Source organism: Wolbachia endosymbiont of Nilaparvata lugens, from assembly GCF_007115045.1.
Classification (GTDB): domain Bacteria; phylum Pseudomonadota; class Alphaproteobacteria; order Rickettsiales; family Anaplasmataceae; genus Wolbachia.
Genome location: NZ_MUIY01000001.1, coordinates 99,816 through 114,754 on the forward strand (window position 1 = coordinate 99,816; position 14,939 = coordinate 114,754).

General features: G+C 34.4%; 10 protein-coding genes. 7 read left to right on the plus strand and 3 right to left on the minus strand.

Translation table 11 applies throughout. From position 1 onward, the window contains the following. Position 1: 1 nt before the first annotated feature. The 5 genes from BWZ41_RS00475 to BWZ41_RS00495 all read left to right on the plus strand — a co-directional run bounded on the left by BWZ41_RS00475 (position 2) and on the right by BWZ41_RS00495 (position 6,144). Entirely contained in the window at positions 2-991 is a 990-nt protein-coding gene (locus BWZ41_RS00475; RefSeq protein ID WP_039950639.1) for a phytanoyl-CoA dioxygenase family protein, read from the plus strand. Beyond that, on the plus strand, positions 992-2,785 hold the full coding sequence (locus BWZ41_RS00480; protein WP_143689045.1) for an ABC transporter ATP-binding protein: 1,794 nt from the start codon (positions 992-994) through the stop codon (positions 2,783-2,785). It abuts the gene before it with no gap. Continuing rightward, on the plus strand, positions 2,769-3,818 hold the full coding sequence (locus tag BWZ41_RS00485; RefSeq protein ID WP_006014150.1) for a threonine aldolase family protein: 1,050 nt from the start codon (positions 2,769-2,771) through the stop codon (positions 3,816-3,818). Before BWZ41_RS00480 ends, BWZ41_RS00485 begins: the two co-directional genes overlap by 17 nt. Continuing rightward, positions 3,815-4,858, plus strand: coding sequence for a threonine aldolase family protein (locus BWZ41_RS00490; protein WP_006014152.1), 1,044 nt, complete (start codon positions 3,815-3,817; stop codon positions 4,856-4,858). Before BWZ41_RS00485 ends, BWZ41_RS00490 begins: the two co-directional genes overlap by 4 nt. Before the next feature lie 140 nt (positions 4,859-4,998). Next, the gene (locus BWZ41_RS00495; RefSeq protein WP_143689046.1) at positions 4,999-6,144 is read left to right on the plus strand and encodes an MFS transporter; all 1,146 of its coding nucleotides are present in this window, start codon (positions 4,999-5,001) and stop codon (positions 6,142-6,144) included. An 18-nt stretch (positions 6,145-6,162) separates the two neighbouring features. Here BWZ41_RS00495 and BWZ41_RS00500 read toward each other — a convergent pair whose 3' ends face one another. Continuing rightward, positions 6,163-7,470: a UDP-glucose dehydrogenase family protein gene (locus BWZ41_RS00500; protein WP_039950634.1), complete on the minus strand. Its 1,308-nt coding sequence runs from the start codon at positions 7,468-7,470 to the stop codon at positions 6,163-6,165. 39 nt (positions 7,471-7,509) lie between these two features. Next, positions 7,510-8,409, minus strand: a complete 900-nt coding sequence (locus BWZ41_RS00505; RefSeq protein ID WP_006014158.1) for a DMT family transporter — start codon at positions 8,407-8,409, stop codon at positions 7,510-7,512. 409 nt (positions 8,410-8,818) lie between these two features. On the opposite strand from BWZ41_RS00505, the gene BWZ41_RS00510 reads away from it, so the two are divergent. Both BWZ41_RS00510 and BWZ41_RS00515 read left to right on the plus strand, forming a co-directional pair. After that, complete coding sequence (locus BWZ41_RS00510) at positions 8,819-10,291, plus strand: hypothetical protein (RefSeq protein ID WP_006014162.1); 1,473 nt, start codon at positions 8,819-8,821, stop codon at positions 10,289-10,291. A gap of 8 nt (positions 10,292-10,299) precedes the next feature. Next, positions 10,300-12,390, plus strand: a complete 2,091-nt coding sequence (locus tag BWZ41_RS00515; protein ID WP_006014164.1) for a hypothetical protein — start codon at positions 10,300-10,302, stop codon at positions 12,388-12,390. Between the two features lie 584 nt (positions 12,391-12,974). On the opposite strand, the gene tkt is transcribed toward BWZ41_RS00515, so the two are convergent. Continuing rightward, the gene (gene tkt / locus BWZ41_RS00520; RefSeq protein ID WP_143689047.1) at positions 12,975-14,939 is read right to left on the minus strand and encodes a transketolase; all 1,965 of its coding nucleotides are present in this window, start codon (positions 14,937-14,939) and stop codon (positions 12,975-12,977) included.

Consider the following 14,939-nt stretch of genomic DNA (forward strand, 5'->3'; position numbering starts at 1 on the left):
TATGGAAATACTACAAAAAAATGGTTTTTTTATTATCAAAAATCTGGTTCCTTTAAAGCTAATAACTCAGTCTTTAAGTGATATAACAAATAAGATATCAGAGCTATCCCAAGAACTAAGTGTTTCAACTTCTGACTACTTAAACTGTACCGGCAGATGGGGCACGTCATCTCAAGTAACTAGAATTATCTCTCAAGCATTAGATGAAATTATTAAAAATTACCTTGAAAAGTCACTTCAGTGTCAGATACTGCAGAAAAAATCAAATGTTATATGTAAAACTGCTGATTTAATAGATGCAGTTCCCTTCCACCAAGACATCTCCTATAGTTTCAATGATCCTTACCACTTTTCTGTTTGGTTAGCTTTGAATAATGTAAGTGAAACTTCAGGTGCACTACAAATTATAGAAAACAGTCATAAATGGGAAATACAACCTTTAGTTGATTTTTGGTACCCATATTTTTTTGATCAGTACTCAAACAACCGAGAAAATTACAAAATTAAGTCACTACCTATTTCAGCAGGAGATGCGATAGTTTTTGATTCACGGTTATGGCATGGTAGTGATAAGAATACAGATGCTAAAGATAGATTTGCTTATGTAACAAGGTGGATTATAAAAGATCAAGACCTTCCCTATGTGCCAAAACCTCAGCCTTCAGTTTTTGGTATACTCAATTGTGGTGAGTTAACAGAATCTATACTGAGAGAATGCTTGTCATTGTTTGGCTACCAGGAAAGTATAAAAGCAAAAAACATGGAAGAACTTATCAAGAGCTGGTTAGCCTTTATTACAGATACAACTACAAATATTTCTGAGATCGACACTACTGAGGCTAAGCGAGATTTATATAAGCTACTTATTCTGAATCGAGCATCAGCACTACATGATGCTGGAGACATCTCAGGAAAAATATACAAAAATTTATGGTTTTCACTACTTGTATTTCTCAATAAAAAAGTCAACGTAGTGGAGCTAGCATTATAAATGAACAGAAGTAGAGTTGATAGCTTCAAATGTGTATTGATGTTCATCTTGAATATAGTATCTAAATTCAAACTTAATGTACTTATAATGTCTTTAGTTGCCCTGGTGGTAGCTGTTGATTTGTCTTTTAGAAAGTATTTAGTAAAAAATATTCTAGATACAGCTGTAAAATATCAGGAAGGTAATGTAATTGAGAATCTTTTATTGCCTGTAAGCGCTTATCTTGGTATGGCATTACTTATCACTACTGCTTTTAGATTCTATGGCTATTTTGTTGACATTCGAATGTTTACCTTAATGCGTCAAAAGATAGCTGATATATCTTTTTGTAGACTACTCCAACAAGACCATTCCTATTATCAGAACAATTTATCTGGAAGCTTAGTACATAAGGTCAGTAGCTTAATGGATAGTGTGATAGAGTTAATAAGATTGCTTATAGATTGTTTTTTCGGTTACAGCATAGCATTAGTCTTAGCTATTTATACCTTATCATTAGTAAACATAAAATTTGCAATCGCTACATTCACTTGGGTAAGCATTTTTATTTTAGTATCGATTTTCAGCTTTCGTGTACTTACTGAACTAGCTGATAATTACTCTAAACAAAATTCACAAGTAATAGCTAGTATAGCAGATAGTATTTTAAATGTTATATCAGTAAGGCTATTTTCTCAGCAAGCACATGAGAGACACAAATTTTTTCAAATATGCAAGAAAAGAACTATTGCAGAGAGAAAATTACAATGGGCATACTTTTGTCTTTGGTTTATATATGGCTATTCATTTGATATACTCCAAGCAGTAAACTTGTACTTTTTAATTTATGACTATCAATTGAACAAGATCGCAATAGGAGATATAGCTCTTGTACTTGGAATTAATATATCGATTATAGAGTTTCTTAACCATCTAACTAGGAATCTTACGCAATTTTCTACTCATTTCGGCAAAGTTTCAGATGCATTGCCAATCTTAACTACCGTACCAGAAATGCAAGATAAGAAAAATGCTAAAGAATTAAATTTATTAAGTGGAAAAATAACGTTTAATAATGTTTCTTTTTCTTATGAAGGTCAGGAGTCATTATTTCAAGATTTCTCAGTTACCATTAATCCTTGCGAAAAAGTAGGTCTAGTTGGTTGTTCTGGAGGTGGTAAATCTACTTTTATAAACTTAATCCTAAGGCTATTTGATGTTAAAAAAGGTAATATACAGATTGATAATCAAATAGTATCAGAAGTTACACAGAGTTCTTTGAGGCAACAAATATCTGTAATACCTCAAGATTCTTTGTTATTTCATGATACTATTTTAGCAAACATTATGTACGGTAAACTTCAATCTACTATCAAAGAAATAATGAGAGCCGCCAAGCTGGCTGGTATTCACGATTTCATTATGACTCTACCTGATCAATATGGAACTATAGTCGGAGAGAAAGGCATCAAGCTATCTGGAGGAGAAAGACAAAGAATAATAATAGCAAGGGCATTTTTAAAAAACGCTCCAATATTATTTCTCGATGAACCAACTAGTCAGTTAGATTCTATAACAGAACAAATAATTCAAATGAGTTTATTTAAACTGATGCAAAATAAAACTACGATTACTATAGCACACCGTATTTCTACACTTTTACACATGGACCGAATTCTAGTATTTAACAAAGGAAAAATTGTCCAAGATGGTAAACACGCTGAATTAGTTTCTAAGCAAGGTCTTTACAAGGAACTTTGGAATGCTCAAATTGGTTGTTTGAATGGCAAAAAAGAAGATGGGAAAAATTATTGATCTGAGAAGCGACACTACAACTCTGCAGAGCTCCAACGTTATACACGCAATAAGTAATGCAACTGTTGGAGATTTTGCTTATGGTGAAGACAAAAGCTGTAATGACTTATCAGAATATTGCAAACAATTATTCAAGGTAGAAGAAGCATTATTTGTAACCAGCGGTATGCTTGCAAATAGATTAGCCATTGCCAGTCAAACAAGTCCTGGTGATGAACTAATAACTCATTATAATTATCACGTTAATTTTTTCGATAGCGCAGGCAATGCAAAAGTAAATAATATCGTATTTAATTGTATTAGAAATAATAGCGGAATCTTAGATGTTGATGAAGTAGAATATGCTATTAATTCTAAGCCGAGGTATAAAATTTTTGCTCAGGTGAGTCTTGTTTCTATAGAAAATAGTATAAATGGGTTTAATGGTAAAATTTATCCTTTTGAAAAACAAGTCGAGTTATATCACTTTTTAAAAGCTCACAATATAAATCTTCATTTAGACGGTGCAAGAATATTTAATGCTCATATCGAAACAAATATTGCTTTAGCAGATTATGCTAAATATGTTGATACAATGAGCTTTTCTTTTACTAAAGGACTTGGCGCTCCTTTTGGTTCAATGCTTATGGGTAAAAGAGAGATAATTGAAAGGGCTAAAAAGCTACAGGTTTGGCTAGGTAGTGGTTATCATCAGATAGGGTATTGTGCTAATGCAGCAAAATATGTACTACAGAATAATATCTCTAGGCTTAAAGAAGATAATAAGCTCGCTAAATTATTTGCAGATAAGATTAAAGAAATTCCACACATAAAACTGGTACTACCTTATCCAGAAACTAATATAGTAAGCTTTAGTATAAAAGCACTAAATGTAACTAATGAGGTTTTCTTGAGTAAGTGCCAAGCTTATGGTTTATTGCTTTTTCCTTGGCTCGAGTCTCATATAAGAGCAGTTACCCATCTTGGCACAAAGGAAACAGATATCATGAAAGCTGCTGAAATTATAAAGGAGGTTGTGTTAAATTTAATATGAGAATAAAAATAGATTTCTTTAGCGATTCAAACACTGACCCTTCAGCTAAAATGAGGGAAGCGATGGCTAAAGCAAAAGTTGGAAACGAAGCTGCATGTGAAGATCCAACTGTGAACGAATTAGTGGCAACCGCATGTAAAATATTAGGTAAACCTGCAGGAATCTTTTTGATTTCAGGAACGATGTCCAATGTAATTGCTTATAAAGTACACATTCAAAGACCTGGTGATTACTTGCTGCTTGATGAAACTTCACATCCGCTCATAGTACAATCTGGCTTGATCGCAGCCCAGGCACATGCCACTCCTTTGCCCATCAAAGGTACGAGAGGAATATTTACTGGAGAACAAATTGTTGAGTTTATTACTCGTCCCAGTTTAAGAAATATTCCGAGAGTTGGGCTTGTTTCTATCGAACAAACAACAAATTTTGGTGGTGGAGCTGTGTGGCCTTTAGAATATATTCAAGAGATCTCAAGTCTCTGCAAAGAGAATGACGTATTCACTCATTTAGATGGAGCAAGACTGTTCAACGCTTGTGCTCATACTAAAATATCTCCAAAGGAGTATGCAAGTTATTTTGATTCGGTATTCATTGATTTTAGTAAAGGATTAGGTGCTCCAATGGGCGCAATATTGCTTGGAAGTGAAGAGTTTATTGAAAAAGCTTGGTACTATAAGTTTCAAATTGGCGGAGGTATGCACCAAGCTGGCATTATTTCAGCTGCATGTTTATATGCTCTACATAATAATGTAAATTCTTTAGAAGAAGATCATAAAAAAATGCAGCACCTTATAGAAGGCCTAGACTTCATAGATCAAGTTATAATTGATATCGACCTATATAAAACTAATATAGCGTATTTTTCATTACGTACTAATTGTATATCTACTCAAGAATTAATAAACGTACTAATGACAAATTATGGGATTAGAATGGCTAACATAAGAGGTAAAATCAGAGCTATAACACATAGAGATATAAGCTATGAAGATATTAATGCTACTGTATCTGCTATAAGAAAGATACTAAGTAATTAATTTCCTGCACTAATTGTTTGCAAACTTCTTGTCAAACAATATTATACCAATATAGTATTATGCTAGCATCTGCATAGAGCTATTTGGGAATAGGTGTGAACTTTGTCTTCTTTCAATATTTACTATTCTTCTGTGGGTATATGCTGCTTTATTTATCAAGACAAAGTATACCGATTGCTCTACCACTGTTAATAGATACTGACCATGTAAAATTAAGCTATTTTTTTGCCTGCTTTTCTTTTTTTTATGGAGTATCAAAATTTGTTAATGGAATAATCATGGACTCCAAAAATAATCCATTATTTATGTTTGGGCTATGCAATATTGCAACTGGATTATTAACCATTGGTATAACTTTATCATATAATAATCTAACTTTATTACTGTTAACATTAATATTATTAGCTTGGACACAAGGGTTAGGTTGGCCAGCTATTACCAAGTTTATGGTTACAAACTCTAGCATCTCTTCAATTGCATCATCATGGGGAGTTATGAGCGCATCTCAGCAACTTGGTTCTTGTATTACTTTAATTGTATTACCAAGTATAATTAAAATATATGATGCAAAAAGTGCATTTTTGTACTCTGGTTTCTTATGCTTACTTTTTGGAATTTATATAATATTAAAGGCATATTACAAAGAAAGTGCCAACTTTACTAACTATTATAAGGTGCAGAAATCTCAAATAGGTATCAAGGTAACAAGTTCCATATGGTTTCTATGTTGTGCTACTTTTTGTGCTTATATTATAAAAATGGGAATCTTCTTTTGGTTTCCTATAATTTTAAAGAATAAATTACAAATTTCTCTTGTACAATCCTCACTAATAACAGGCGTATATGATTTAGGTGGAATCCTTGGAACTTTAATCACAGGAAGAATTAGTGATATGTACTTCTTTCAAAATAGAAGCTTGCTGGCATCACTTTATATGTTGGGTATAGCACTCACTTTTATTGCAATGAACTTTGGTCAAAACATAATTCTTATGAACCTTGGTGCAATCTTATCAGGATTCTTTATATTTGGAGTGCAAGTACTGACAGGTGTTATAGCTGTAGAAATTGCTCCACAAAATAATGTATGTGCAATTGTAAGCTTAACAGGATTATTTGGGTATATTGCAAGTTCAATATTTTCATGCGTGCTCTTAGGAGTACTTGTTAAGCACTGCGGTAACAGTATTATGTTTTCATTTTTTTCCATTTGCTCTGTTGTTGCACTCGTTTGCTTTTCCATACTATCAAGCAAAGATCTAAAAAAACTAAGTAAAGCGGTGTAAAAAAAAATTTCTCAACAGTTAAACTTTGTAGATAGATTTTTTACCCAAGGAATAAACATGGTAACCATATCTTAGTAATAGCTCGCTATCTAATAAATTACGGAAATCAAAAACATTAGGTGCAGCCATAATACTCTTTAAACTTGCAAAATCTTGATTTTTAAATTCTTTCCACTCCGTTAACAATAACAAGGCTTCCGCGTCCCTTGCAGCCCCTATAGCATTGTCCGCGTATTCTATATCCTTTAGAACTTGCCTAGCATTATCCATCCCCATTGGGTCATATGCAGTAATTTTAGCCTTGTTATTCACTAACAATTGTGCAATATCTATAGCTGGGCTATTTCTTACATCATCAGTACCAGACTTAAAAGTTAGCCCCCATATTGCTATTTTTTTATTTTGGACTCCATTTAATACATATTCTACCTTTTTAGCAATGTTTGTTATATGATTATAGTTAGATTCCTTAACTGAATTTAAAATTTGTAGCTTGACATTGTGATCTTCAGCAAGCCTTATTAAAGCTGACAAATCTTTAGGAAAACATGATCCTCCAAATCCTGGACCAGCTTTGAGAAATTCCTTACCTATTCTGTGGTCCATTCCCATACTGTTAGCTAAAAGGTCAATGTCTGCTCCTAATAGCTCACATAAACCTGCCATCTCATTGATAAAAGCAACCTTTGTTGCTAGAAAAGCATTAGAAGCATATTTAATCATTTCAGCAGTAACTGTATCAGTGACTATTAACGGAATATTCTTATCTATAAATGATTTATATATAACTTCTAGTTTTGCCCTAGCTAGCTTAGTTTTTACTCCTATTATTATCCTATCTGGGTATAAAAAATCTGATACTGCAGAGCCTTGCTTGAGAAACTCTGGATTAACCCCCAAATCAAAGTTATAACCCTTATTAGATAAATAATTATATATATTTTCTGCAGTACCAGGAGGAACAGTTGACTTTATCACTATTAAGCAATCTTGATTAACTCTCTCATAAACTTCACTTACTGCATTATATACATTCTTTAAATTTGCATTTCCTAGGGAGTCTGATGGAGTATCTACAGTTATAAATACTACTTCTGTATTGGGATTTATTTGAAAATACGAATCGAAAAATCTTATTCTTTGTGACTTTATATTATTCTCTAAATAATCTGCTAATCCAGGTTCATATAGAGGAATTTTCCCTGATTTCAAAAGTTCAATCTTCTCAGTATTTATGTCAATGCAATCAACTTTATGGCCCTGCTCCGATAACATTGTACCAGATACTAATCCTACATACCCTACTCCTATAATAGTTATGTGCATTACCTTAAAAATATAGCTTAGCATCTAAAATAAATACCATTAACAATTATAAACTTTTGTTGTTACATTATTTTTCTTAATTGCCTTACCTTCCGAATAAGCTATAAATAAGGTTGATGGTATTAATATCAAAGTACCATATAAAGCACTTTTATCAGGTAATTCATTAAATATAACGTATGTTACTATTGCAGAAATTATTAGCTCTATGTATCTATACGGTGCAAGTGCAGTAGCATCAGTAAGAGCAAAAGCTTTTAACATGAAGAACAGAATTAGGTTTGAACTTATTCCTAAAATCAGCAGTAATACTAACTCCAACAAGGAAGGCATATGCCAATAAAATAACAAAGGTGGAGTAGAAAAAATAGTTGTCGTTAGAGCTGAATAAAATAACATACTTATTACTGACTCTTTTGTTACAAGTTTCTTATTAAGTATATCCAATATAGCAAAGATCAATGCAGATACAATAAAAATAAGAATTTTAGGATTAAAATCTTCACTATGAGCTTTGGTAGTAATAGCAATACCAACAAAGCCAATAACAGTTACTATCCATCTTTGCCAAATTATATTTTCGTTTAGCAAAGGGATTGCAAGAAGTATAACAAATAATGGTATAGAAAAACTTATAATCGTTGCAGTTACTATGGGGAAAGTACTCAATCCATAGGTCCATAAGACCATTCCAAAAAACAATAATGTACCTCTAGTTATTTGAATAGATATTTGACTTGTTTTAAAAGCTTCTATTCCATAGTAAAACATAAAAGGTACAAGGGTAATAGTGGTAAACAGAAAGCGGAAAAAAATTATTTCAAAACTCTGAAGATGTAAACTTAGATATTTTGATATAGTATCATTAGCTGCACTACTAAGTAAGCTAAGTATAAACCAGATAACCCCAAACAAATAAGCTCTCAATCTGTAATCCATAAAGCTTCTGATTTAATAGATACGATGTACTCATATAATTTTACTACAAAACTAATAATATAAAAGTTTTCTGATGTACGTCCCCAGAATGTGATCGTAAGGGTTCATTATAAATAATTCGGGAAATTTCGTCTCTTTAGACATATTAAGAGCTATGTAACGAACGTTTATATTTGTGAGTAATAGTAAGGCTCAAGGTAAGGAAAATGCTAGTGAGGTAAAGTAGAATAACGTTGATTTGATAATTTAAGCTCATTCCCTCTTGCTACATCTCTCTTTAAATATCTCCTCTTTTGCAGCAGGTCTATAATTACTGCTTAAATTTAGGTGCACACTAATTTTTCGATTTATATATTATTCTAATGCTTGTATAATACCTTCATTGAATATTTGATTTTGAGGTAATTAGATGCCAAAAAGTAAAACTAAACGTGGAACGGAAGATTTGAAGGGTAATGCAGGCCCAAGCAAAAGATCTCGTCTCAGTTCTGATCCTAAAAAAAATAAAGAGATTATCTCTAGCAAAGTAATAAGTAAGCTGAAGGATGTTGTTAAAGGTGATAGAACTTCAGCTATTGAGGAATGGGTCAAGTCTCACCCTGTAACAGTAGAGGGTCTAACCGTTGAGCAATCGGACCTCTTATGTAATGCGTTTCGTGATGAATCTTGTTGGTCAGGTGCGACACTAGATGTTGCTAAATTGGTAGGAGAATTAGCTAAATCAGGTGTGTTGAATCCATTTGCTATATATAAAATAGCATGTATTGAGTGTGTAGAGAGTGAAATTAAGCAATTATTTGACAAGGCGTTAGAGTCTTTTAGATCTGACTTATCCCATAAAGGTGCATGTGAGGAAGATAGGAATTTAGCTTGCAGTGATAAGCTTGCAAGAGTTGAATTGTTAAGTTCCATGGGAAGACGTGATCCTGTTTTCAATTTCTGGATTGATCAAGAATCAGGTAACCTTAGAGAAAATATAGAAGCAGAAGATGGATTTAATAAGGCTGTAGATTTCAAGTGGAGTAAGGGAGTGGAACACTTCTATAATCGTCTGTGTTCTGAAGAAAAATTAGTGAAAGAAGAGAGAGAAAAATTGCTAGTTTCTGCTATTGCAAAATTATCTCCATTCCAATCTAGCTATAAACTTGCTTCTACCTTAAATTCCCTTCTAGGTAAAGTCATAAGCGCAAAAGTAGATCATAAGTCACTACTTGGGCTACCGAATAAGAAAGATAGGGGTGTGATCTATCGTCCTCTTAGTTACTTAGTAGAGCACGGTTTTCTTTGCACAACTAAGTATGTTATCCAGTACTTGAGCGAGGGATGTTCAAGATCTGAAGTAGAGAAAATGCTTTCACCTAGAGGATATGCACATCTTCTCTCATCGCTTTCATTTGTTGTAGTTTCTAAAGATTATGACTTGGATAACAGGAATGAAGCAAGGTCAGCTATTAGCAGTCTTTGGGAATCTAGTGTATTTAACCAAAATAAAATAAATGTTGTCGATCCTTTTAAAGATAGGATTGCTTTTGTTGCAATGGAAAATGCAATTTCAAATTTGATTGTAGATCAGGAGAACAGCAAGGATACTCAAAGTGCTGGCGATGGTGAAAAAGTTGATTTGGTCTTGAGTATTTTAAAGTTTGCTAAAGATTGTTGTTCAGACAAAAGCTTTAAATCATTAAAAGAGAGGATAGCAAATAGTTTAGATAAAACAAGGAATTCTAAGATGATAGATGCAACTAGCTCCTGCAATTTAATAGAAGAGTTGTGTAAGTCAGCGAGAAATTTGAATTTATTCTCTGCTAGCACTGAAGGTCCTCAATCTACGTTAGTGGGTACTAATGTTAGTATTTCGCCTGCTGCAGTTGTTAACAAATAGGAGTATTTATGCATGGTAATAATGAAGATCGTGAATTAGTTAGGGCTTTATTAAGTGGAGGTTGTGATGAGTTTAGTAGACAATTTGTAGGTTTTTTAAACAACTGTCCATCTTTTTTGCATTCGGCTAATAAGCCTGGCTTTTTTCCTACATTCTTTTTTGGTATGTTTTCTACTGCACATGATGCAGGTATATTAGTTGAAGATGAAAGAGTCTATTTTCGTTTTGACAATTATGGAAATCTAAAAGTTGCTGTTCTCACTAATAAAGAAAATAGAAGAATAGTCAGGTGTTATACTGTTGCTGATAATGAGAACAGCCCTGGGTCAAGGTTTAGTGCAGAAGAGAAGCAGCAGGTAGAAGAGAATCTTCCACAAGAATTACAGGAAGATGAGGATCTGGATTGGGAAGAGTATAAAATATTTCGGTTTGGAGAAGAATGTAGGTTTATTCATGAAATAGATAGATTTCCTCAACGTGATGAACCTGGAGCTCCAATTTTTCATGAAATCAACCCAATCAGAGAACAAGGTGAATTGTTAGACCTGATGAGTGAGTTGGCAAATGACGATACAGGAGAAGTGCGTACTAATGTTAAAAGAATTTTGGAATATGTTATTGATATCCATGATGAACATGAAGATAGCTTAGTGTTTCGTGCAGAGTCTGATTACCACGGTTTTCTATGTGGGTTTTTAGTAAATTTTAGATACCGAGCTGTGGCTGATTTCTACCCAGAGCTACTTATAGGAAAAGGTTATGCAGATGTTGTTTTGCTTGTTCGTGGTGTTGATCAGACAAATGATTCGGTTCCAATTATAATTGAGTTGAAGGTTGGTGATGAGGAAGGATTAGAGCAAGCTAAAGATTATGCTAAAAGTTGTTCTGTTTCGTCTTTGCCTATTCATACCTCATCACCAAGTGCTGTTTGTGTAGCGTTAAATTTTCAATTACGTGGAGGTGCTGGTCTCCGAACTTCTGTGCAGGCCTTTTCAGAAGGTGGTCTTTCCTTAATACCGGGTTTACTACATCCTCATGGAAATGGAGTTAGGGGAAATGTAAAACGTTTTTTACAACCCATAGCATCAGAGTTCACTCAATCGCCTCATTGTAACACTTTTTCCTGTACGTCATCGTTTGTTTTTGGAAATGTTTTATCTACAAGGAGGGACTTAGAAACAAATGATGGGCGGGAGGTAAGGGTTACCAAGTATCTATTTAACCACTCTCAGGGAGAGAAAATGAAACGTACAGGTGGTAGGGGAGATGCAGCAGATATTGTAAGCCATGCGTTAACTTTAGCTCTATTTTTATCAAATATTGGTTTTTTTGTGCTTCACATTTTTCGTCGTTTAAAGTGGCAGACTTTACCAGACAAGGCATTGAACCTGTCGTTACTGCCTCAAGCCACAGATGATGCTAAGGTGCGTCAAGTACTTTGTGAAGTAGATGTCCAGGGTCATCTGGAAGTGGCTTCTGCAAAGAAATTCGAATCACTACGTGCTTACTCACGTTCTCATAGTGAAGGTTATTTCGAGGGAAGGTTTTCAGAACAAATGGGCAATGTTAGGAATTTACATCAACTTGCAGATCAGTTGATGAGTGCTGAGCCTAATTTTGGTAATGATAGTAATGTTAATGGTGAGTACAGGGCTAGGTATGAAGTTTTATTTAATGAGATTTCTCGTCTGTTGTCTCCGTTATTAAATGGAAACCGTCTACTCGTGAACAATGAAGCTAAATTTCAGGCTTTGTTGCGTGGGATATTTCAAAGTTGCGATAATCCTGCCAAGGTAATTATTGAGTTCCAGCTACAGAGAGGAAGGAAAATAGACCTAGTATTATCAAAATCTGCGGAAAATGATGATACTCATCCAATTGGAATAGAGTTGAAGTATGCTAACACCGCAGAACAAGTTGAACGAAAAAGGGTGGAGGCAAATCGACAGTTAAGTGAATACGAATTTTGTGGAGGATGCAAGCGTATTACTGGGGGAGATGCGATGGTTTTGTTATACGCTATATTAAATGCTGTAGGACAAGAGCAGGATCTGATATTGATTGGTGGGCTTCGTAGAGCATCTGGGTTTTCTAGATGACTTGTAACTAATAAAAGTACCAAAGATAAGGTTGTTTATGGGTAAAATTATGCATTAAGCTAGAGTACGGTTGAGTAAGGTTGGAGAAAAAGCAAGGTCTTTGAGCAAGAAAATTTGATTTATGTTTTCTTAAGTTAAAGTTAACCTGATGAAGTTTGTATAATTTATTGTTGGAGTTTTTTTGTTCTATTTTTACTGTAAGTTCAATCTGCTCTATCTTTGGTCTTTTTTTCTTAGTTTTGCGGTAAGTCTAATATTTTTACTACTTAATGGAATAACTTGCAGAAAGTGGAGATATAATGCTAAGGCAGAGGAGCTCAGACAGTTATCTTAAACAATAAAGAAATACTAAAGGCAAAAGATACGCTTGCGTAGTTCGAAAGCTTTCTATAGGATAAGCCTCACCTGATTTACAAATAGACTCGTTATGTTAGATGTTTGCTATTTATTCTTAAGCTCATTTTAACAGCATTTTGCTTTTTTTAGTATGTAGGGGTTTTCTAGGAATTATCCTACTGAATTCTATGATATTATTTTTTGTAACATTGTTATACATATCATAATAACGGCACTGGCTGAGTTCATTAAGTAATTTTATGGGCAGTGGAATGATAAAAAGCGTTTTCACAAACACATTTTACTACATAATCAGCGCTAATATTAAAATGCTTATAAAGAGCTTCATAAGGTGCTGATTCTCCAAAATTTTTCATGCCAATAAATATACCGTTTGAACCTATATATTTATGCCAACCCACTTCACTTCCAGCTTCAATTGCAACTTTAATGCTGTCATTATTTAACACTACCCCTTTATATTCATCACTTTGCTCGTCAAAAAGCCTCCAACACGGCATAGAAATGACCCTTGTACCTACACCTTTTTCCTGTAATTTTTCTCTTGCCTCAACTGCAATTTCAACTTCAGATCCGGTAGAAAATATCGTCACTTCTAGCTTCCCTGAATATTCGCATAGTATATATGCACCAAATTTTGATAGGTTGGCCAATTGGTCAGTATAAGAGTGCATGTAATTAATATTTTGCCTTGAAAGCGCAAATAGTGCAGGTGACTCTTTTTTTTCAAGTGCAATGCTAATGCACTCCAAAGTTTCAATTGCATCTGCTGGCCTAAAAACATACAGATTTGGTATAGCTCTCAGAGAAGCTAAATGCTCTATTGGCTGGTGAGTTGGACCATCTTCTCCTACTCCAATTGAGTCATGAGTCATTACATAGATAACCTGCTGTTTCATCAAGGCTGAAAGACGTATAGCAGGGCGGCAGTAGTCGGAAAATACTAAAAAAGTTCCACCATAAGGAATAATTCCACCATGAAGAGCCATACCATTCATACAAGCTGCCATAGCGTGCTCTCTCACTCCATAGTATACATAAGAACCATCATAATTATTACTATCTATTGCCTGCATGTGCTTATATTTAGTACAATTTGAACCGGTAAGATCAGCAGATCCACCAATTAGTTCTGGCATAGACTTAGTTAATAGTTCCATTACTCTGCCGAAAGAAGATCGAGTAGCTTCGTTTGGCATGAGCTCACATATTTGTTTCTTCAGGTTAGCCAAATCACTCTCGATGTTATTCGGCAAACGTTTCTCAAGTCTTCTTTGTAGTTCTTTATTGATCAAGGATGTATAGTTTTGTTTTGCCCTCTTAACTGTTTCCATCCAAGCGTTTTTCACATCTTCTGGTACATAAAATGGTTCATAGTTCCAATTCAATTTTTCTCTCATCTGTTTTACATCTTCCTCTGTAAAGGCACCACTATGAGCAGAAGATGTGCCAGCACGGCTCGAAAATTTTCCGATAATAGTTTTGCAACAGATTAGCGTAGGTTTATCAGACTTTTGCGCCTGCTCTATTGCAAGGGATATAGCATCAAAGTCATGCCCATCGATTTTGTCAACATTCCATCCATACGCTGAAAAACGCTTTTCTATATCATCAGAGCAAGAGAGGCTAGTAGAGCCGTCTATAGAGATGTCATTGTCGTCAAAAAGTGCTATCAGCTTATTTAATTTAAGATGCCCAGCAAGGGACGCTGCTTCATGGCTTATACCTTCCATAAGACAGCCATCTCCTAGCATTACGTAAGTGTAGTGGCTGATTTCAAACTGCTTTTCAAGAATCGATTCAGCAAGTGCCATGCCAACAGCAGTGGCAAATCCCTGACCAAGCGGGCCTGTTGTTGCTTCTATACCAGAAGTCAAGCCAAATTCTGGGTGACCTGGAGTTTTTGATGTAAGTTGCCTGAAGTTTTTTAGTTCATCTATACCAATGTAGCCTGTCAGATATAATATAGAGTATTGCAGCATCGAACCGTGACCATTTGATAGGACGAAACGATCTCTACTGATCCATTTAGAATTATCAGGGTTATGGTTTAGATATTTAGCAAATAATACAGTGGCAACATCTGCCATGCCAAGTGGCATACCTGGGTGTCCAGAATTTGCTTTTTGTACCGCATCAATTGATAAAAAGCGGACAGCATTTGCCATGGATTTTAGTAGTAGATGATTCAT